Origin of the sequence: Bordetella genomosp. 5 (assembly GCF_002261475.1) — a bacterium.
GTDB lineage: Bacteria > Pseudomonadota > Gammaproteobacteria > Burkholderiales > Burkholderiaceae_B > Bordetella.
Genome location: NZ_NEVN01000005.1, coordinates 232,086 through 251,469 on the forward strand (window position 1 = coordinate 232,086; position 19,384 = coordinate 251,469).

General features: G+C 68.7%; 18 protein-coding genes. 12 read left to right on the forward strand and 6 right to left on the reverse strand.

Translation table 11 applies throughout. From position 1 onward, the window contains the following. Positions 1–2: 2 nt before the first annotated feature. Complete coding sequence (locus tag CEK29_RS11190; protein ID WP_094799841.1) at positions 3–1,193, forward strand: M24 family metallopeptidase; 1,191 nt, start codon at positions 3–5, stop codon at positions 1,191–1,193. Here the strand turns inward: CEK29_RS11190 and CEK29_RS11195 are convergent. Next, positions 1,186–2,151, reverse strand: coding sequence for a LysR substrate-binding domain-containing protein (locus CEK29_RS11195; protein ID WP_094799842.1), 966 nt, complete (start codon positions 2,149–2,151; stop codon positions 1,186–1,188). The two genes, CEK29_RS11190 and CEK29_RS11195, sit on opposite strands and share 8 nt — an antisense overlap. 112 nt (positions 2,152–2,263) lie before the next feature. Between CEK29_RS11195 and CEK29_RS11200 the strand changes: the two genes are divergently transcribed. From CEK29_RS11200 to CEK29_RS11215, 4 genes are all read left to right on the forward strand, one after another. Continuing rightward, positions 2,264–2,779: a GAF domain-containing protein gene (locus CEK29_RS11200; RefSeq protein ID WP_176456881.1), complete on the forward strand. Its 516-nt coding sequence runs from the start codon at positions 2,264–2,266 to the stop codon at positions 2,777–2,779. Further along, positions 2,776–3,744 (forward strand): Bug family tripartite tricarboxylate transporter substrate binding protein, encoded by a 969-nt coding sequence (locus CEK29_RS11205; RefSeq protein ID WP_094799843.1) that lies wholly within the window; start codon positions 2,776–2,778, stop codon positions 3,742–3,744. Before CEK29_RS11200 ends, CEK29_RS11205 begins: the two co-directional genes overlap by 4 nt. A 76-nt stretch (positions 3,745–3,820) precedes the next feature. Further along, positions 3,821–4,432, forward strand: a complete 612-nt coding sequence (locus CEK29_RS11210; protein WP_094858116.1) for a GNAT family N-acetyltransferase — start codon at positions 3,821–3,823, stop codon at positions 4,430–4,432. Then, positions 4,429–5,001, forward strand: coding sequence for a M23 family metallopeptidase (locus tag CEK29_RS11215; protein WP_094799845.1), 573 nt, complete (start codon positions 4,429–4,431; stop codon positions 4,999–5,001). The genes CEK29_RS11210 and CEK29_RS11215 overlap by 4 nt, the downstream gene beginning before the upstream one ends. A gap of 104 nt (positions 5,002–5,105) precedes the next feature. On the opposite strand, the gene CEK29_RS11220 is transcribed toward CEK29_RS11215, so the two are convergent. Further along, a complete protein-coding gene (locus CEK29_RS11220) occupies positions 5,106–5,654 on the reverse strand; it encodes a hypothetical protein (RefSeq protein WP_094858117.1) in 549 nt (182 codons plus the stop codon). A 374-nt stretch (positions 5,655–6,028) separates the two neighbouring features. Here CEK29_RS11220 and CEK29_RS11225 point away from each other — a divergent pair, with 374 nt between their 5' ends. Further along, positions 6,029–6,877 carry a hypothetical protein gene (locus tag CEK29_RS11225; protein WP_212590891.1) on the forward strand — a complete coding sequence of 283 codons (849 nt, stop codon included), beginning with the start codon at positions 6,029–6,031 and terminating at the stop codon, positions 6,875–6,877. 209 nt (positions 6,878–7,086) lie between these two features. Further along, complete coding sequence (locus CEK29_RS11230; protein ID WP_094799848.1) at positions 7,087–8,265, forward strand: AI-2E family transporter; 1,179 nt, start codon at positions 7,087–7,089, stop codon at positions 8,263–8,265. Positions 8,266–8,284: 19 nt separating this feature from the next. On the opposite strand, the gene CEK29_RS11235 is transcribed toward CEK29_RS11230, so the two are convergent. The 4 genes from CEK29_RS11235 to CEK29_RS11250 form a co-directional block, all read right to left on the reverse strand. Beyond that, a complete protein-coding gene (locus CEK29_RS11235; protein ID WP_094858118.1) occupies positions 8,285–8,497 on the reverse strand; it encodes a hypothetical protein in 213 nt (70 codons plus the stop codon). Positions 8,498–8,567: 70 nt separating this feature from the next. Further along, positions 8,568–9,338: a trans-aconitate 2-methyltransferase gene (gene tam / locus CEK29_RS11240; protein ID WP_094858119.1), complete on the reverse strand. Its 771-nt coding sequence runs from the start codon at positions 9,336–9,338 to the stop codon at positions 8,568–8,570. 77 nt (positions 9,339–9,415) lie between these two features. After that, complete coding sequence (locus CEK29_RS11245; protein ID WP_094858120.1) at positions 9,416–10,783, reverse strand: NTP/NDP exchange transporter; 1,368 nt, start codon at positions 10,781–10,783, stop codon at positions 9,416–9,418. 9 nt (positions 10,784–10,792) lie between these two features. After that, positions 10,793–11,722, reverse strand: a complete 930-nt coding sequence (locus CEK29_RS11250) for an aldo/keto reductase (RefSeq protein ID WP_094858121.1) — start codon at positions 11,720–11,722, stop codon at positions 10,793–10,795. Between the two features lie 274 nt (positions 11,723–11,996). Here CEK29_RS11250 and CEK29_RS11255 point away from each other — a divergent pair, with 274 nt between their 5' ends. The 5 genes from CEK29_RS11255 to CEK29_RS11275 all read left to right on the forward strand — a co-directional run bounded on the left by CEK29_RS11255 (position 11,997) and on the right by CEK29_RS11275 (position 19,352). Further along, positions 11,997–14,045 (forward strand): TonB-dependent receptor, encoded by a 2,049-nt coding sequence (locus tag CEK29_RS11255; protein ID WP_141218337.1) that lies wholly within the window; start codon positions 11,997–11,999, stop codon positions 14,043–14,045. Then, on the forward strand, positions 14,045–14,608 hold the full coding sequence (locus CEK29_RS24000) for a MotA/TolQ/ExbB proton channel family protein (RefSeq protein ID WP_094858123.1): 564 nt from the start codon (positions 14,045–14,047) through the stop codon (positions 14,606–14,608). The genes CEK29_RS11255 and CEK29_RS24000 overlap by 1 nt, the downstream gene beginning before the upstream one ends. A gap of 38 nt (positions 14,609–14,646) precedes the next feature. Next, positions 14,647–14,961, forward strand: coding sequence for a DUF2149 domain-containing protein (locus tag CEK29_RS24005; protein ID WP_255176134.1), 315 nt, complete (start codon positions 14,647–14,649; stop codon positions 14,959–14,961). Beyond that, positions 14,961–19,061 (forward strand): cobaltochelatase subunit CobN, encoded by a 4,101-nt coding sequence (locus CEK29_RS11270; RefSeq protein ID WP_141218338.1) that lies wholly within the window; start codon positions 14,961–14,963, stop codon positions 19,059–19,061. Before CEK29_RS24005 ends, CEK29_RS11270 begins: the two co-directional genes overlap by 1 nt. A gap of 111 nt (positions 19,062–19,172) precedes the next feature. Beyond that, the gene (locus CEK29_RS11275) at positions 19,173–19,352 is read left to right on the forward strand and encodes a hypothetical protein (RefSeq protein WP_094858126.1); all 180 of its coding nucleotides are present in this window, start codon (positions 19,173–19,175) and stop codon (positions 19,350–19,352) included. Positions 19,353–19,384: the final 32 nt, after the last annotated feature.

Genomic DNA, 19,384 nt, shown 5'->3' on the forward strand with positions numbered 1-19,384 from the left:
TAATGCCCAAACTCACCAAGGCCGTCTGGCAGTATCGATTCGACAAGATGACCGCGATGATGGACGAGCTGGCCGTCGATGCGATCATCTTCACCTCGGCCGATTTCTTCCAGTTTGCGACCAACTTCCATACCGACGTGCTGCCCTGGGAGCGGCCCATCTTTGCGGTGGTGCCGCGCAACGGCACGCCGTTCCTGGTGATGAACGAGCTCTCCACGCACCATATGCGGTTCTCGCAGGAGCAGGGCAAGGTCTGGATCACCGACATCAGCTACTACGCCGAACATCCGCGCGTGACGAATCGTCTGCCCCTGATCACGCAGTTGCCGGAGGTGCTGGCGGCCCGGCTGAAGTCTGCCGGCCTGGCGCGGTCGCGCGTCGCGGTCGAAGGCGGCAGCCCGGTGCTGGCGCAGGTGGGCCGGCTCCTGCCCGAGCTCGTGTTGCGCAGCGCCACGCCGGAGTGCCGTTCGCTGCGTTGGCAGAAGCACGAGGAAGAGCTGGGCGTGATGGCGGCGGTGGCCTCGATCTCCGACTGGATTCAGGATCGCTATCGCGAGAACATCCGTCCGGGCCGCCTGGTGCAGGAGCTGGACTTCGCGATGGCCTCGCTCTTCGTGCAGGAGGCCGCGGAGCGCTTTCCCGGCGAGCACTTCGAGGTGATCCGCTGCTGGACGCTGAGCGGGCCGGCGTCGGCGTCGCCGCACGGCGATGGCGCCTCCTGCGGCGCGCGCATCAAGGAAGGCGACGTGCTGGTCAACATCGTAATCCCCCGCTTGAACGGGCTCACGATCGAGAACGAACGCACGTGGTTCTGCGGCACGCCGTCGGCCGAGCAGACGCGGCTGTGGTCGGCGGCCAAGGCCGCCAACGAGGCCGCCATCGCCGCGGCGCGCACGGGCAACCCGGTCTGCGCGATCGACGCGGCGGCCCAGGCCGAAATCGAAAAGGCCGGCTACGCCGACTTCATCCGCCATCGCACCGGGCACGCGGTCGGGATCATCCACCACGAGTATCCGGAAGACATGGCCTTCAGCCAGCGGCCGTTGCTCGACAACGAGGTGTACTCGGCCGAGCCCGGCATCTATGCCTACGGCATCGGCGGCTTCCGTCTCGATGACACGGTGGTCGTGGGCGACACCCCGCGCGTGCTGACGAACACGCCCAAGACGCTCGAGTACGCGACCGTCAAGTAGAAGAGGGATCGGCCATGCCGGGCGCGAAGAGGCTGCGGGCCTCTTCGCGCAGGGTTTCGCGCAGGGCCGGCAACACGATGCTGGGCGAGTCGGCCGCCCACAGCATGCCGATCGGGCCGAACTCCAGCCTCGACGGCACGCGCACGATGCGGATCAGATTGAGCTGCTCGTACATGTGCGCGACCGAGCTCGCGAGCGTGGCGATGTAGTCGCGATCCTGCAGCATCGACAGCAGCGCCACCAGCGAACTGGTCTCGACGGCGGGCTTGGGCGGCGGCATGCCCGCATCCACGATGGCCTGGTCGAGCCGCACGCGCGACAGCGTGCCCGGCGGCGGCAGAATCCACGGATAGCCCTGCGAATCTTCCCAGCGCGGCGCGGCGAGCTCGGCCAGCGGATGGCCGCGCCGCGCCACCACGCTGAAGGTGTCCGTCATCAGCCACTCGGTGCACAGCCCGGAGCGGCTGGCGCGCACGTCGAGCGGACCGATGATCAGGTCGATCTCGCGCCGCTCCACGCGCTCGATGAGCGCATCGAGCAGACCCTCGACCAGCTCGATCTGCACATTGGGCGAGCGCTGATGCAGCGCGGCAATGGCACGCGGCAAGAGCACGGGCGCGGCCGACAGAATGGTGCCGATGTGCAGATGACCCGCCACGCCGCCTTTGACGGCCTCGATCTCTTCGCCGGTGCGCGCCGTGTCGCCGAGCACGCGGCACGCGTAGCGCCACAGAGCGCGGCCCGCCTCGGTGAGCTCGAGCGTGCGGCCGCGCACGAACAGCGGCGTGCCGACCAGGTCTTCCATGTCGCTCAGCCAGTGCGATAGCGCGGGCTGCGTCATGTGCATGCCTTTGGCCGCGGCCGTCACGCTGCCCGCGCTTTCGAGGGCAGTGAGCACCTGCAGATGGCGCAGCTTGAGGCGGCGGGTCCAGGCCAGATCGGTGGGGGCGGCATCCATGCAGAAATGGTAATGGATATCTCAGGTTTATTCATTAGCGCCTATGGGGCTTGCCGGTCAGAATGCGTTTCGACCAGAACGAGGACAGGCCGTGACGCATACAGGCGAGGGGATGCCGCAGACGCTGCCGTTGAGCGACGTCGCGCAGGCGCTGGCACGGGGCGATCAGCCCGAACACGGCCTGCGCGCGGTGGCCGCCGCGCTGTCGGCGCGCATCGGTTACCGCCTCTTTACGGTGCTGGTGCTCGACCGCGAAGCGGGTCTCAGCCGGCGCTATTTCTCGAGCCAGCCCGAGGCCTATCCCACCGGGGGCGCCAAGCCGATCGACACGGGCAGCGCGTTTTACGCGAGCGTCGTCGAGCGCGGCGAGGCCCGCATCTGCGCTGATCGCGCCGCCTGCGAGCGTGCCTTCTTCGATCACGCGCTCATCACATCGCTGGGTTGCGAGAGCGCGGTCAACGTACCGGTGCGCTGGGACGGCCAGACCATCGCGTCGCTCAATCTGTTGCACGAGGCGGGCTGGTATCGGGACGAGATGTTGCCCGAGCTGAGCTGGTACGCCGCGCTCTGCATTCCGGTCATTCAAAAAATCATTCACAACAGCCGTACACAGGGGGAACCATCATGAATCGCATCCATACCGGCGTGCTTGCGCTGGGCATCTGGGCGGCGTGCGCGCCGGCCCACGCCGCCGACGCGTATCCGTCCAAGGCCATCACCATCGTGTATCCGTATGCGCCGGGTTCGGCCTCGGACACCTTGACCCGCCTGCTCGCGGACGCGATGTCCAAGCGTCTGGGACAAGCCGTGATCGTGGACAGCAAGCCGGGCGCGGGCGGGTCGATCGCCACCGAACACGTCGTGCGCGCCGCACCCGATGGCTACACGCTCCTGCTCAGCGCGAGCGGCACCATCGCGGTCAATCCGCACATCTACAAGCTGCGCTACAACCCGGTCGAAGACCTCGCGCAGGTCTCGATCGCGGTGGAGGTGCCGTTTGTCTTCGTGGTGGGCAAGGACTACCCCGCGCAGGACTACGCCGCCTTCAAGGCGCGCAGCGCCAGGACGCCCGGCGGCCTGAGCTCGGCGAACGCGGGGCTGGGCACGCAGGCACACCTGACGCAGGCGGCGTTCGCCAAGGCGGCCGATGTGAACCTGAGCATCGTGGGCTACAAGGGCGCCGCGCCCGCGGTCAACGATATCCTGGGCGGTCACGTGGATTCGATGATGGACAACGCCGCGTCGCAGATTCCGTACGTGACCACCGGCAAGACCACGGCCCTGTTCGTGACCAGCGACTATCGTTTCGAGGGCTATCCGCAGGTGCCGACCGCTAGAGAGCTCGGCATCGAAGGGCTGGTGCCGGCCGGCTGGTTCGGTCTGGCCGCGCCCAAGGGCACGCCGCCCGCCGTGGTCGACAAGGTGCAGGCCGCGCTGGCGGCCAGCCTGAAGGAGCCGGACACGCAGCGCAAGCTCAAGGAGCTGGGCTGGGTGATCGTGGGCAACACGCCGGCCGAGGCGCTCGAGCGTGCGCGCACCGACTACGCGCGGCTGGGTCAGGTGGTGAGCGCGATCGGGCTCAAGCCGAACTGAGGGCAGGGCGGCGAGACGCGGCGCGGCGATGGTGGCATAGTGCTACCCGTCGCCGTCCCCGCACCGCTTCCGCATCATGACAGAAGGCCCGATCTCCATTCCGCTTGGCTACACCGACGTCCCGCGCGGCCATATCGCCAGCATCGTCACCGACCTCGAAATGCGTACGCCGCCGCCCGCGGGCGACACGGCGTTGCCCGCCGGTTATCGCCTCGCGCCGGTGGAGCAGCTCGGGATCGACGCTTACCGGGCCTTGTTCCGCAAGGTCGGCGCCGACTGGTTGTGGTTTTCGCGGCTCTTCATGAGCGATGCGGAGCTGGCAGGCATTCTGGCCCATCCCGATGTGCAGATTCACATCGTGCGCGCGGCCGACGAGGATGTCGGCATCCTCGAACTCGACTTCCGCCAGGCCGGCGAATGCGAACTGATGTTTCTCGGGCTGACGCCGTCGTGCACCGGCCTGGGTCTGGGGCGTGCGCTGATGCAGCGTGCCATCGCGCTGGCGTGGGCGCGGCCCATCGAGCGCATGTGGGTGCACACCTGCACCTACGACCATCCTTCGGCCCTGCGTTTCTACACGAAGGCCGGGTTCACGCCGTATGCCACGCGCATCGAGCTGCAGGTCGATCCGCGCCTGACCGGACATCTGCCGCGCCACGCGGCCGCCCATGTGCCGATCATCGAATGACGACCTCATCGCGTGACCGACTGCTGCGCGTATTGCCCTGGCTGCGCCGGCTGGCCGGCCCGGTGCTGTTCATCGCCATCGCGCTATGGATGGGCCAGAAGGCGTTTTTCGTGCTCGAAGGTCCGGTCAAGCGTCAGAGCCTGCGGGCGGACGCGACGCCGGATTCGCTGCCGATGCCGGTCGAAGGCGTGGGCATGCGGCGCGTTATCGTGGCAAAGGATTCCGGCAACCCCGCCGACCGGAGCGCGCACGGGGTCAACATCTATGCGGGCCGCGGCGCGCCGGTGCGGGCGGTGACCGATGGCGTGCTGAGTTTCGTGATGTTCAACGAGAAGCTCGGCAATGCGCTGATGCTCAGCGGGCCGGGCGGCATGTCGATTCACTACTCGCGCATGGACGGCTTCGCCGACATCCGCAACAACCAGGTGGTCAAGGCCGGCGACCTGCTCGGTTATGTCGGCAATACCGGTCTCAACGCCGGCGACGATGAGCCGCACCTGCATCTGCAGGTCTACGTGGACGCGCAGCCCGTCGATCCCTATCCGCTGCTGCGCAGCGGCGGCGGCTGACGCGCGCGTCGTCGCAAGCCTGCGGGCGGCATGCGGCGCTGAGCGCAGCGCAGGCGCTGATCGGCCGCCAGGCCGCGGCCGCGCGTGGCGGTATCCCGCCCGCGCTACTTGCGCGCGCGCTTTTCCTGCAGGGCTTTCATGTCGGCAAGGCGCTCGAGCAGGGCGTTGATCTCGCGCTGATACAGCGCGCGTAACGAGGGCGCCTCGTCCGGCTCGAGGTCGTAGCCGTCGAAGACGGCGAGCGTCTGGTCGGGCCGGTAGCCATACAGACTGGAATCGCCCTCGACCTTCAGCACCGGCGCGAAATCGGGGATGTCCTGTTCGCGCACCTGGTCGAGCATCACCTCGAGATCGAGCCACTCGGGGACGTCCGGCGCGAGTCCGAACACCATCACGCCGCGCCAGAAAGTCCAGGCCGGGCCGACGTCATACAGCTTGGCCTCGGGCCAGAGCTCGTCGCGCGCGGTCACGTAGACGCCGCCAAGCTTGGACAGCGACAAGGCACGAAGCTCGTCGGGCAGCGCGAAGCCGACGCGGGCTTCGTAGGCGTCGAAGCGGTCGGCCTCGGCCGCGCCGGCGACGACTTCGAACTCCTTGATATCGACCGGTCCCAGGATGGACCACATGGCTTCGAGGATGGGCGTATCGGACATGGAGACAGCAACAGAGAAGCCGGCCGCTCGCGCAGATCGCAGGGCGCGCGCGGCGGGCGCGTTATCGGGGACGCAAGCTTACCGCAGGCCGGGCGTGCGGCGCGGTTCGCCGGATGTTCGTTCGAACGCGTCCGCAACGCAACGCAAAACCGGGCGTCGCCGCGCATGAACCGGGCTGCACAGGTCTAAAGCAATGCCGCGTGTCACGCGCGTTCGCGCATGCCCGTAACAACTGCTCCCGGTGCGCAACAATCCCTCACGCTTGATCTGTCCCTTCGTATTGTCAGCCCCGGTGGTGCTGGCCTATTCTCGCGGCACCCTGGTACACGGCCCGGGCCGACAGGCTTCGACGGGCATACTCGATGACACTCACCATGAAAGCCGCTACGCGCGCATCGACGCGCTGGTCCCAATCGTTAGCCGGCTGGGCACTGGCCGCCGCCGCGCTCGCTCCCGGATTCGCGCCGCTCGCCGCGCAGGCTCAGAAGCTGCCGCCGGGCGCGATCTTCACCGCCATCCACAACATTCCCGAAAAGAACGTCGACGCGGACTCGGTCGAGCTCGAGAACGGCGTCATCTCCACCTATTGGTACGGTCACGAGTTCGACGTGGCGGGCCGGCATTTCTTCACGGGCTTCGTGTGGAACACGCGAGACGCCGAAGCGCGCAAGGGCGAGGATGTCGCCGCGCCGGATGTGCAGGTCAAGATCGCCCAGGCCACCTTCGAGCGTACCCATCCGGGCAAGACGCCTGCCTATTCGTTCTATGCCGTGGAGCGCAAGACCGGTCAGTTCGGCGGGCGCGAAAAGCCGCCGGAAGTCGACCCCTCGCGCAAGCCGCTGGAGTTTCATACCCAGGACAACCGCATGGTGCTGGCGGTGCCGACGCGCACGTTTGATAACGGCGTCGCCCTCGACGGTTATGCCACCTTCCTGTTCACGCTGAAGAAGGAATTCGAGCTGCACGAATGGCTCTGGGCCTACACCGGCTCCGTCCAGACGGGCGAGGACAACGCCGCGGCCTGCGACGGCGGGGCCGTCATGCCGTGCGCCAGCAGCACGGGCACACTGAGCTTCGTGGCCGGCGCCGGCGGCCTGCCGCAGATCCGCGTGGTACCGGCTGGCACGACCATCGCCGGTCCGGGCAAGACCCGCGCGCTCGGGGCGGCCGACGCGCAGACGTACCGCTTCGACGAAAAGACGAGGAAGTATGTGAGCGAGTGAGGGCGGGGCGGGACGGTTGCGCCATTGTCCGTGCCTCGGGCACGCCGGTTGCTCATGGCATCCCCAGCAATCAAAGGGGAGACATGAACATCGCGACGAAAACGGCTGTCCCGCGGGGCCGGCGAGCGGCGGCGGGAGCGGCCAGGGGTCATTTCAGTGGACGTATTGCCGGGGCAGCCCGGTCAGCGGCCGTCGAGCCGTAGCCAGCCATGCATACCACCTTGGATACCGAAAAGCCCGGCCCGAAGTCCACGCCGGAAGACGAAGAAGATAAGAAGGTAACGGTGCAGGAGGCGGGGCTCATCCCGGAGCCCGAACCGCCCGTGCCGCACGTCTGGGCGCGCGGCGCCTGTCTGACCACGCTGACCGTGCTCGCGGTGCTGTTCAGCCTCAAGGCGGCACAGGAGTTCATCGTGCCGGTCGTGATGGCGATCGTGATCGCCTACGCGCTGGACCCCGCGGTGACTTTGCTCGTGCGGGCACGCATGACCCGGGTGCTCGCGGTGGTTCTGGTCATGACGGCCATCACGATGGCGCTGATCGGCGTGATCTACGCCACCAGCGACCAGGTCGCCGACATCGTGCATGCGCTGCCCGAGATATCGCGCAAGATCTCCCGCACCTTCGGCAGCTTCGCCAGCGGCGAAGGCTCGGTGTTCGAACGCCTCAAAACGGCCTTGAGCCTGCTCGAGGATACCGGCGGGGGCGGGGGCAAGCCGGTGGTCGTTGCCAAAGCGGATCCCGCCATCAATCAGGTGCTGCTGTGGGGCTCCAAGGGGCTGGCGGCGTTCGTGGGCCAGGCGACCATGGGCTTCTTCCTGGTGTTCTTCCTGCTGCTCTCCGGCAACGCCTTCAAACGTAAATTCGTGAAGGTGGCCGGCAAGACGCTGTCGGAGAAGAAGATCAGCGTGCACATGCTGGATCAGATCAACAGCTCGATCCACATGTACATGTTCATGATGCTCGTGACCAACGTGGCGCTGGCGCTGCTGTCATGGATCGCGTTCCGGCTGCTGGGCCTGGAAAACGCCGCGACCTGGGCGGTAGCAGCGGGGGCCCTGCACATCATTCCGTACTTCGGTCCGCTGGTCACGGCCCTGGGCACCGGGGTGGCGGCCTTGCTGCAATTCGGCGAGATCGGTCCGGCGCTGGCCGTCGCGGGCGCCTCGGTGGCGATCGCCGTGCTGATCGGCATCGTGGTCACGACCTGGATGTCCGGCCGCATCGCGCGCATGAACGCCGTGGCGGTCTTCATGCTGCTGTTGCTGTTCACCTGGCTCTGGGGCGTGTGGGGCACCTTGCTGTCGGTGCCCATGGCGTTCATCGCCAAGGTGGTCGCGGATCACATCGAAGGCCTGGAGGCGGTCTCGGAGTTTCTGGGCGAATAGGGTTCGGCGGAGGTGGGCCTCAGCGCGGCAGCGGAGGCACCAATCCCGCCTGCTCCAGACGCCATCGCGGGATCTCGTAGTCGTACCACGCGTCTTGCAGGCTGGCGTATTGGCCAAGCCACGGCGCGAGGTGCGCCTCGATGTCCGCCGGCAGGGTGGGCAGCCACGCGTGCAACGCGTCGGGATCGGTGAAGGTAAGAATGTGGCCGCTATCCCCGCGCGGATGCGGCAAAACATGACGATTGCTACCGGAGATGGCCGCGGCGCCCGGCTCCGTGTGGGAGGCGGCCGCCGTGCCGCGGTCAGCGCGTGGCCACCACGAACAGACGTGGGAAGGGCAGCAGCACGGTGCCGTCGCTCAGCGTGGTGTACGCGCCGTCGATGGCGTCGTGATAGTCCTGGAGAAACGCGCTGCGGCCCGCGTCGTCGAGCGGCGCGAGGAAGGGGCGCAGCGCGGAGGCCGTGAACCAGTCGACCACGGCCTGCGTGCCGCCCGCGAGCGCATGCGTGTAGGTCGTGCGCCAGACATCCACCCGCGCGCACTGGCGATAAAGCAGTTCGTAGTACCACTCGCCGGCATGACGATCCGGATGCGTCGCCTGGCCGACCCGGTCGGCCCAGCGGCCGCTGGCCGCCAGCTCGCGCGCCACGCGGTGCGCGGGCTCGTCGAGGTTGTCGGGCGTCTGCACGGCCAGCGCGCCGCCGGGCGTGAGCGATTGCAGCAGGCGAGGGTAGAGCGTGGCGTGGTCCGGTACCCACTGCAGCGAGGCGTTGGCCAGAATCACGTCGTAGGGGGCATCGGCCTGCCAGGTTTCGATGTCGGCCAGCGCGAAGGCCGTGCCGGGCAGCCGCTTGCGCGCGGCGTCGATCATGTCCTGCGAGCTATCCATGCCGGTGACCTCGGCCTGCGGATAGCGCTCGGCCAGCACCTCGGTGGAATTGCCGGGGCCGCAGCCGAGATCGACGGCGCGGCGAACCTGCGCCTCGGGCGTGGGAATCGCCGCGACGAGGTCGCGCACCGGCCGGGTGCGCTCGGCTTCGAAGGCGGAGTATTTCTGGGCTGACCAACTCATGAGGTGTCTCCTGGTGCGCGGGCGTCCCGTGGCGGGGTCGTGACCCGGCGCGTGTGCGGGGTGTCGATGCAAAGAGTCTAGCGCGAGGCGCCGCGGATCGGCGCGTCCTTGTCCAGCGGGGCGGCGGCGTCGGCCACTTCGTCGGCCGCTGCGTCGGCGGCCTCGCGGCGCCGCTGCGCGCGGCCCAGCGCGAGCCCGGTGGCGGCCCAGCCCAAGGCCAGCGCGGCGCCGATGAACATGGCGAGCGAAGGGTGATCGCCGAGCAGGTCCAGCCCGCGCTTGACCCAGCCGCTGACTGCGTCGCCACCCCGGTACACCGCCGTATCGATGAAGTTCTTGGCCTTGTACTTCTGCTCGGGCGAGATCACGGTGAACAGCATCTCCCGTCCGGGCCGCACCAGCGCGTATTCGCCCGCGCGGCGCACCACCATCACCACGGCGAACACCGCGAACACCGGCGAGAACGCCAGCGCCAGGAAGCCGAGCGCCACCACCACGGGCACGGCGCCCAGCAGGATGCCCACGCCCATCTTCTGGGCAATGCGACCGGTCAGGAACACCTGCGTCAGGATGGCGAGCGCCTGGACCAGCGTATCGAGCATGCCGAAGATCTGCGTCTGGCGCGTGCGATCCGGGAAGTGCTCGGCCACGATGCGGGCCTGCTCGAAATACAGAAAGGTATTGGCGCTGGCGAGCAGGATCACGAACAGCGCGATGCCCATCAGGTACGGCGAGCGGAATACCGCGGTCGCGCCCGCCAGCGGATTGCCGCCCAGCGGCTTGGCGCGTTGCGCGGCATCGCCGGGCGCGAGCGGATGGCGCGCCCGCCAGCGCAACAGGCCCATTGCCGCCAGCATGCTGCCCGCCAGCATCAGCGCCGACAACACGAGCAGGCCGGCGTGCCCGAGCGGGGCGACCAGCAGCGTGCCCAGCAGCGGCCCGGTCAGGCCGCCGAGGCTCGCGCCGCCGGCCATCAGCGCGAATAGGCGTTTGGCCTGACGGCTGGTGAAGACGTCGGCGAGCACGCTCCATGCGAGCGAGATGCTGAGCAGATTGAAGACCGACAGCCAGACATAGAAGACGCGCCCGGTCCACAGGTCCTCCGGATCGGCGGAGAGCGCCACCGCGAAGCCCAGCAGGTTTAGCACGAAAAAGCCGTACACCCACGGCACGATGCGCTGGCGCCCGATGCGCGAGGCGAGCCATCCGAACAGCGGGAGGACCAGCAACGTGGCCACGAAGGTGGCGGTGAACAGCCACTGCAGATTGTTCACGCCGCCCGCGATCCCCATGACCTCGCGCACGGGCCGCAGCATGAAGTAGCCGGTGAACAGCAGATAGAACATCGCGAGCCCGCCCGCGACCACGCCTGCTTCGCCGGGCCGCAGATTGAACAGGCGGCGCAGGCGCTGCGGCAGCGATGCGGGCGCGGGGGGCGGCGGCATCGTGCTGCCTCAGCCGATCAGGTCGATCAACGATTGACGTTGCTGCGCCGTGAGCGGCTCGCCGTAACCGGCGCGCAGATTGTCCGACTGGCGATCCGGACGGCTGGTGGCGGGGATGACGGCCGTGACCGCGGGATGGCTGAGCGAGAAGCGCAGGAACGCCTGTGCCCAGGACGTGATGTCGGCCTGCGCCGCCCAGGGCGGCAGGGCCTTGTCCTTGACGCGTCCGAACAGACGGCCGTCGTCGAAGGACCGGTTCACCAGCACCGCCACGCCCAGCTCCTGGGCCAGCGGAAACAGCGTCTTCTCGGCGCCGCGCGCGTTGACGGCGTAATTCACCTGCAGGAAATCAGGCCTGACCTGCCGCACCACCTCGGCCAACTCCTCGTGGCCACTCTCGAGGTAGTGCGTCACGCCGGTATAGCGGGTCTTGCCTTGCGCCTTGAGCTCTTTGAGCAGCGCCGTCTGCGTCTTCCAGTCGCGCAGGTTGTGCACCTGCAATAGCTCGACCTGATCCGTCTTGAGCAGCGACAGCGAACGTTGAAACTGCTGCAGGCCGGCGTCGCGGCCGGAGGTGCCGATCTTGGTCGCGAGAAAGGCCTGCTTGCGCAAACCCAGCTCGGCGAGCAGGTCACCCAGCACGGCCTCCGCCTGGCCGTAGCTCGGCGCGGTGTCGATCAGGGTGGCGCCGGCGGCGAAGAAGCGGCGCAGCACCTCGCGCAGCGGATCGCGGTCTTTGGCGTCGTTGCCCACATCGAAACTGTCCGCCGTGCCCATGCCGATCACCGGCACCTGCTGGCCGCTCGACGGGATGGTGCGCCGCTGCAGCGGCTGGCCGGCCGGTCGCGCGGCCAGGGCGGCGCGCAAGGGCAGGCCGGGGAGTACGAGACCGGCGCTCAGGGCGGTCAGCCCGGCAAGGACGTGGCGGCGGGTTGGCATCCAGGGACTCCTTTTGACAAGGCGGGATCGGAGTCCAGTGTAGGGCATGCATAGCCATTCCTATTCCCGGCATGTCTGCTCTTGCAAAACGATATGTTATATCATCACACAACTACAACAGGGGCAAGAGAGCAGCAACATGAAAGAGCAGGATCGAAACACGCACCGCGAGGCGACCGGGCGGCGTGACGCCGCAGGCATGTCTGGCGCGGGGGCGGAAAGGCGCGGCGAACGCGTCTCGCGGGGGCTACGTGCGTGCGGCACGGTGGGAGCGATGAGCACGGCGCTTTGCGTCGCGCTCGGCGCGCAGGCGCAGCCCGTCGGGGTGGGCAGCGGAGCAGGCGCCGATGCACAGTCGGCCACCGTCGAGCTGAATCCGGTGGTCGTGACGGCCACGCGCAATGCGCAGCGGCTCGATGAGGTGCCCTCGTCCATGGAAGTCGCGGACGGCAAGGTGCTCCAGGAGACCGTGGCCACCAGTTTCATCGATCAGCTGAAGAAGAACGCCAGCGTCGATGTGATCCAGTACCCGAACGGCCTGGCCGGCATCGGCCTGCGCGGCATGCGGCCGAACTTCGAATTCACGATCAACCCGCGCACGCTTGTGCTCATCGATGGACGTCCGTCGGGCTCGACCAGCTTCACCACGCTGTCGCCGGAGAGCATCGAGCGCGTCGAAGTGCTGAAAGGGCCCGCGTCTTCGCTCTATGGTGCATCGGCCATGGGCGGTGTGGTGAACATCATCACCAAGCGCTCCACGGGCCCCATCGGCGGATCCATCGGCGTGGGCTACGGTTCGTTCGACACCCGCATGACCGATGTCGCGCTGGGCGGATCACTGGGCGAGCGCAGCGACTTCGATCTGGCACTGGGCTATGTGAACCAGAACGGCGATTTCAAGACGGGCGCGGGCGACAGGCGGCCCAATAGCGACTTCCGCCGCACCTCGGGCAAGCTGCGCGTCGGCTCGGACCTGACCGAGGTCGTGCGCGTCGACGCGACGCTGGACTGGGCGGACCTGCGCAACAACGCACCGGGACCGCTCAGCTTCGATCCGCCCAACGCCTCTGCCAACGAGACGGACCGGGTGGGCGGCGACCTGCGCTTCACGCTCACGCCGCAGGATCACCTGATCACCGCCGTCGCCTATGCGTCGCGAGAGAACTACAACTACATCACGGTGCCCGCCACGGCGGATCGCTACCGGTCCAGCCGTACGGAATCGCGCTACCTGGGCTTCCAGCTCCAGGACGTGTGGGCCTTCAACGACACCATGACCCTGACCTACGGCGCCGACTGGCAGCGGGTCGAGGCCGACCGGTTTTCGTACAGCGCGCAAGGCGCGCGCCTCGCACCGTTCAGTCCCAACGAGCGGCGCGACAGCAATGGCATCTTCGCCGAATGGGGCAGCCGCTGGCTCGAGGACAGGCTGATCGTGACGCTGGGCAGTCGATACGACTGGATTCGCTCCAGCACCCTCGATACGCCCTACAAGTCCTCGTATACGCCCGGCGGCTCGGACTTTACGAGCTTCAACCCGCGCGGCGGCGTGGTCTACAAGCTGACCGAGCATTGGCGCCTGCATGGCTCGGCCGGCACGGCGTTCGCGCCGCCGCAGGGCAGCGAGCTGGCAGGGGAGAACGTGGAGTATGCCGGGTCGCAGCGCCGCATCACCACCGGCAATCCGGGCCTCAAGCCGGAGCGCAATCGAAGCTGGGATCTGGGCGTGGGCTATGCCGATGCGCGCGTCGACGCCGACCTGACGTACTTCGACTCCCGCATCCGCGACCGGATTCGTTCGGTGATCGTGAGCAATACGGCCACCGAGCGCGTCAGCAGCTACGAAAACGCCAATAAGTCGCGCATGCGCGGGATCGAGGCGCGGCTCGCCTATGACGCCGGGCACTGGTTCGGCCTGCCGTCCGGCCGTATTGGATTGTCGGGCAGCCTGACACGCCTGCTGCAAGCCGAAGACTTCGACGCGGCGGGCGCCACGCCGATCCGCAACGTGGCGAAGTGGAAGGGCAATCTGTCGCTCACGGTCAGTGACGGCCACGCGCTGTCGGCCACCTTGACGGCGCGGCACGTCGACACCCGCTACGACACCGACAACAGTCAGCGCAGCGTTTACACGGGCGGGCGCGGCGGCCTGTTCGAGAACGAGCCGTTCACGGTGGTCGACCTGAGCGCGCGCTGGAAGGTGACGCCCAAGGACACGCTGCGCTTCGATGTGTCCAACGTGTTCGATCGCGACTATTACGAGAAGGCCGACTACATCATGGCCGGTCGCGCCTACTACCTGCGCTACACACGAGCCCTGTGATGATCGACGCCAAACTTATTCTGGAACAGATCGCCCAGCTTTTGTTTCTGCCGGTCCTGGGCCTGCTCGTGGCGCTGGTCGTCTGGGCGCTGGTGGCATTGGGGATGTTCGCACGCAGCGCCTGGGGGCGCTGGCGCGGACAGCGTCCGGCCCTGCTGCGCTACGCCGGGCGCATCGACGCGGCTGCGAGCAGCCCGCACGCCGATGCGGACCTGCGCATCGAGCAGGTGCTGGCGCAGGCCGAGCACGCGGGGCTGCGCAGCCTGAACGCCGTGCGATTCGCGGTGCGGGCGGGACCGTCGCTCGGGCTGATGGGCACGCTGATTCCGATGGCGGCAGCGCTCAATGGCCTGGCGCGCGGCGATCTGCCGGGCCTGGCCGACCAGATGGTCGTGGCATTCTCGGCCACCATCGTCGGCATCGCGATCGGGGTGGTGGCCCACGTGATGGCGATGGTGCGCGAGGGGTGGCAGCGGGCCGATCTCGATGCGTTGCGCCTGCATGCCGAGCGCGCGCTGCGTGCGCTCGAGTCGGGCGGCCCGGTGGCGGGAGGCAAGGCGTGAGGCGGCGGCTGCGCTACGCGCGCTCCCGGCTGGAGGGTGTGCACCACGACGATCCGCTGGCCGGTGTCGCCAATCTCTTCGACGCCAGCCTGGCCTTCATCGTGGCGATGGCGCTGGCGCTCTTTTCGGTGCTGGGGTCAACCGATCTGCTGAGCGAGGAGGCGTCGTGGACGCTGATGCGGCGCTCGGCGAGCGGCGAGCTCGAGATCGTGAGCAAGGAACAGCAGCAGGTGAAGGTCGAGCGGGTCAGCGATCGTCAGCTGTCGGGCGAGGGCGAGCGGCTGGGTACAGCCTATCGCCTGCCCGATGGCCAGGTGGTGTACGTCCCGGAACAGGAAGGCAAGGCGCGGTAATGAGCATGCAGAGGGAGCGGGAGACGTCGGCGCGGGCGCCGTTGACACAGGGGCTGGCGCCGCGACGCCGGCGGCGGGCGGCGATTGTGCTGGCGCTGGCGGCGTGGTGGCTGGGCGCGGCCTGGGCCGGGTCGCCCGCGGCGACGCAGGCCAGGGATGCCGCGGCAGCGGGCGTGGCGGCAGCCGGGCCTGCGACAGGCGACGCCGTCGCGACCACCGCAGCACCGGCTGCCGCAGCGCCGCAGGCCTCGGCCGCGCCTGTCGTGGCCAGCCGTCCGCGCGTTGCTGTCATTTCCATCGAGCTGGCCCAGCAGCCCACCGCCATGCGGGCCGCCGTGGCGCGTCAGGCTGGCGCGTTCGACATCGATCTGTTCGGGCTCGGCGGTGGACTCTTGCCCGGGATCGACGATGTCGATCTGACGGCTTACGATCTGGTGCTCATCGAGGGTGTGGGTCCGCGGCTCGCGCAGTATCGCGGCCGCATCGAGGCGGCCGCGCGCCATACCCGCGTGCTGGTGCTCAACGGCGCGCAATGGGCTCGGGGCAACGTGCCCGAGACGGCCGTGCCCCAGGCGATGGACTACTGGCGTAACGGCACCGTCGACAACTACGCCCGGCTTTTCGATTACCTCGGTGCGCGTCTGCTGGGCCTGACGCGGCCGGTGCAGGCGCCGGTTCACTACGCCGACCGCGCCTTCTACCACCCCGATCATCCGCAAGGCTTCGACACCGTGGAGCGCTATCTCGCGTGGGCGGGGCAACGTTTTCCGGATGCGGCCACGCGTCCGCGGGTCGGGATCGTGTTCTACCGCAGCCTCGTGCTCACGCAGAATGCCGCCGTGATCGATGCCCTGATCAGCGAGACCGAGCGGCAGGGCGGCTTGCCCGTGCCCCTGTGGCGCAGCGATAGCCACGACACGTTGCGGCATCTGCGCGGGGCCGACGGCAAGGCGAGGGTGGATGTCTTGATCCTGTGCGCGAGCCAGATCGATTACACCGACCATCGCGCCGGCGTCGCCGACGCCCGCGCGCTGGGTGTGGCCGTGCTGGGGTGCACCACGGACTACACCCGGAACGCAGCGCAATGGCGCGCCGATGCGGGCGGTTTCGCGCCCGATCGCAGCGGTCAGCTCGCGCTGAGCGAGGCCAACGGGATGATCGAACCCCTGATGGTGGGCGCGCGGCACATACAGGCCGGCGGCGCGGTGGCGCACGAACCGATCGTCGAACAAGTGCAATGGCGCGTCGCCCGCGCGCTGGCCTGGACCCGGTTGCACCGTTTGCCCAATGCCGAGAAGCGGCTCGTCATCGCCTATCACAGCGAGGCCGCCGACCAGGCGGACGTGGGCAGCGATCCCGACAGCTACCTCGACGCCCAGGCCAGCCTGGCGGCGCTGCTGCCGAGACTGCGGCGTGAGGGCTACGATCTCGGCCCGGACCCCTTGCCCGACGCGAAAGCGCTGGCCGAGCGGATGGCGCGCGATGGCGGCAACGTGAGCGCAGGCAGCGCACGCGACGCCCGCGATGAGCAGTCCCCGCGCGCTCAGGCCGAACTTGCGCGCCGCATCGCGGCGGGCAGCGCGGTGACCGTGCCGCTGCCGCAGTACCTGGCCTGGTACCAGGACTTGCCCGAGACGCTGCGCCGCGCCACCGAGGCGCGCTGGGGGCCGCCTCCCGGACGCTTGATGGTGCATCAAAACCCAGCCGGAGAGCACGAGATCGTGATCCCGGTGCTGCGCTTCGGCAAGGTGGTGCTGGCGCCCCATCCCGTGTGGGGCTATCTGCAGGACGCCGGCGCGCTGGCGTCCACCGGTGCGCTGCCCCCGCACCATCAGTACATCGCGTTCTATCTGTGGATGGCGCATGGCGAGCATGCCGATGCCTACGTACCGTTGTTCACGCAACTATCGCTCATGCCCGGCAAGCAGCAGGGGCCCTGGCGCGATGACGCGGTCGGACGGCTGATGGGTACGTTGCCGCACATCCAGCCCACACCGCTGCAGTCCAATGGGGGCGTGGGTAACAAGCGCCGTGCCAGCGCCACGACGACCGGCTTCATGCCGGCCATGGCGCAGGGCGAGCTGCCACCGGACCTGGTGGCGCTGCGTGACCGCCTGGAGGCGGCGGGGAGCAGCGAGCTCGAGACGGAGCGGCAGGCCGTGCGGACCCTGGCCACGCCGCACGCCCGTGCGTTGGGGCTCGACCCGGCGCAGGCGCCGTGGCATGACGTGGACGCGGCATTGCGGCGTTACCTCGAGGAGGTGGCGACGGCGGTGATTCCACTGGGCGGCCACGTGCTGGGTCAGGCCCCCGACGCCGACACGACGGCCCGCATGGTGCATGCCATGCTGGCCGGCGAGTTCGACCACCCCCCGAGTCTGCCCACGGTGCGCGCGGCGCTGTCCGGCGCGTCGACGGACATGCCCCCCGACGCCGCCGCGCGGACCCATGACTTCGCCGCGCGCATCGCGGCGGCGGGGCGGGAGACGGACGCGCTGCTGGCAGCGCTCTCGGGTGGGTACGTCGAGCCGGGCCCGATGGCCGATGCGGTACGCAACCCGGATGCCTTGCCAGCTGGCCGCAACCCATACACGTTCGCCACCCGCACCTTGCCCACGCGCGAGGCGTGGGACACAGGCGCGCGGCTGGCCGACGAGCTGGTGTCGGACTACCGGCGCGGCCACGATGGTGCAACGCCTCGCAAGGTGGCCTTCGTGCTCTGGTCGGTGGAGACCGCGCAGAACCACGGTGCCATCGAAGCGCAGATCCTGCGCCTGCTGGGGGCGCGTCCGGTGTGGAATCCGCGTGGCGAAGTGGTCGACGTCGTGCTGGATAGCCGTGCGGCGCTGGGACGCCCGCGTGTGGATGTGCTGGTGACCACGTCGGGCACGTATCGCGACCACTTCGGCGACAAGATCGCCATGCTGTCCAAGGCGGTGCGCCTCGCCGCCGCGGCCGATGAGGCGGACAACGCCGTGCGCGCCAGCAGCCTCGACGTCATGGCGCGGCTCATGAATGCGGGTGTGGCGCGCGACGAGGCCCGTGCGCGCGCCGACCGCCGGATCTATGCGACCGCCCCTGGCGCCTATTCCCCGTCGACGCAGTTCGCCATCAAGGCCGGGTGGGACGAAGCCCGGCTGACGCAGCTCTACACAGACAGGCTGGGACATGCGTATGGCGAGAACGACGCCGGCACCGCCGACGCGAAGGGCTTCGTCGCGCAGATGGAGGGCGTGCAGGCCGCCGTCTTCAGCCGCAGCTCCAACGCTTACGGCCTGCTCGACACCAGCATGCCGGCGGCGTATCTGGGCGGTATCGGCATGGCGGTGCGCACCCACACAGGCGTCGAGGTGAGCCAGTACGTGGCCGATCTGAAAGACACGCGCGCGGGCGCTGCCCGTCTCGAGCCGCTTGCGCGCACCTTTGGCCGTGAGCTGCAGTCCCGCTATTTCAATCCGGCCTGGATACGCGCGATGCAGCAGAGTGGCTATAACGGCGCACGCTACATGGCCGACCTGCCCGCACATCTGCTGCTTTGGGACGTGTCGACGCCCGAGCTCGTGAGCGATGCCGATTGGGCCGAGGTGAAAGCGGTGTATGTGGACGACAGGCTGGGCCTGGGTATGGACGACTATTTCGAGCAGCACAATCCCCATGCGCGCCAGCATCTGATCGAGAGCCTGATCGACGCGATGGATCGGGGCGCATGGCAGGCCGCCGCGGCCGAACGGCTGCAACTCGAGACTGCATTGGCCGACAGCCGGGCCCGGCACGGGGCCGACTGCGTCCTGCCCGGATGCGCCGGACAGCCGGTGGCCGGGACGGCGCCCGCGCCATCGGCCGCCGAGCCCGGGGTCGATGGCGCGTCGGCGCCGCCCGTGCCGCAGGCTATGGCGCAGGCGGCGCCAGACGCGGCACCGGCAGCCGGCGCCGCAGCGGCGCAAGTCGCGCCCGAGGCGCGGACGCTGACGCCGGTGGCGGGCTACGCGCTCGAGCCACGTCCCGCCGCTCCCACGCCGCCCCGACCCACGGTCTGGCCATGGCTGTTGGCGGCCCTGTTCCTGTGCGGGGCGGGCGCGGCGTGGCGCCCACGCTGGTGAGGGCGGCGGCATCGGTTATGGCGTTATTTCGGATCGATCGTTCGTGTATGGGGTCGGCGCGCGTATTCTGCATTCCAGACATTGCACGCTTAACCGCCCGGGAGGGCCATCATGTTCGATACGTCTTATGCCTTGTCGGTCCGCGCCATCGCCGCGCTGGGCCGCTACCAACCGCCGGCGACGCCGGTCAATGCCAGCCGCGCGGACGATAGCCGCGCGGCGTCCGCGCGCGCCGTCGAGCGCATGCTGGCCGTGTCCGCCGCGTATTTCCAGGTTCCCACCGCCCACTGACACGCACCCACGGCGAGATTATTTCTCTGGAC

Coding starts and splice junctions, on each gene's coding strand:
- CEK29_RS11205 (WP_094799843.1), top strand. CDS start 2,776: ATGAATCGCATCCATACCGGCGTGCTTGCGCTGGGCATCTGGGCGGCG.
- CEK29_RS11255 (WP_141218337.1), top strand. CDS start 11,997: ATGAGCACGGCGCTTTGCGTCGCGCTCGGCGCGCAGGCGCAGCCCGTC.
- CEK29_RS11245 (WP_094858120.1), bottom strand. CDS start 10,783: ATGCCGCCGCCCCCCGCGCCCGCATCGCTGCCGCAGCGCCTGCGCCGC.
- CEK29_RS24000 (WP_094858123.1), top strand. CDS start 14,045: ATGATCGACGCCAAACTTATTCTGGAACAGATCGCCCAGCTTTTGTTT.
- CEK29_RS11275 (WP_094858126.1), top strand. CDS start 19,173: ATGTTCGATACGTCTTATGCCTTGTCGGTCCGCGCCATCGCCGCGCTG.
- CEK29_RS11250 (WP_094858121.1), bottom strand. CDS start 11,722: ATGCCAACCCGCCGCCACGTCCTTGCCGGGCTGACCGCCCTGAGCGCC.
- CEK29_RS11230 (WP_094799848.1), top strand. CDS start 7,087: ATGCATACCACCTTGGATACCGAAAAGCCCGGCCCGAAGTCCACGCCG.
- CEK29_RS11225 (WP_212590891.1), top strand. CDS start 6,029: ATGAAAGCCGCTACGCGCGCATCGACGCGCTGGTCCCAATCGTTAGCC.
- CEK29_RS11220 (WP_094858117.1), bottom strand. CDS start 5,654: ATGTCCGATACGCCCATCCTCGAAGCCATGTGGTCCATCCTGGGACCG.
- CEK29_RS11270 (WP_141218338.1), top strand. CDS start 14,961: ATGAGCATGCAGAGGGAGCGGGAGACGTCGGCGCGGGCGCCGTTGACA.
- tam (WP_094858119.1), bottom strand. CDS start 9,338: ATGAGTTGGTCAGCCCAGAAATACTCCGCCTTCGAAGCCGAGCGCACC.
- CEK29_RS11210 (WP_094858116.1), top strand. CDS start 3,821: ATGACAGAAGGCCCGATCTCCATTCCGCTTGGCTACACCGACGTCCCG.
- CEK29_RS11200 (WP_176456881.1), top strand. CDS start 2,264: ATGCCGCAGACGCTGCCGTTGAGCGACGTCGCGCAGGCGCTGGCACGG.
- CEK29_RS11215 (WP_094799845.1), top strand. CDS start 4,429: ATGACGACCTCATCGCGTGACCGACTGCTGCGCGTATTGCCCTGGCTG.
- CEK29_RS11195 (WP_094799842.1), bottom strand. CDS start 2,151: ATGGATGCCGCCCCCACCGATCTGGCCTGGACCCGCCGCCTCAAGCTG.
- CEK29_RS11190 (WP_094799841.1), top strand. CDS start 3: ATGCCCAAACTCACCAAGGCCGTCTGGCAGTATCGATTCGACAAGATG.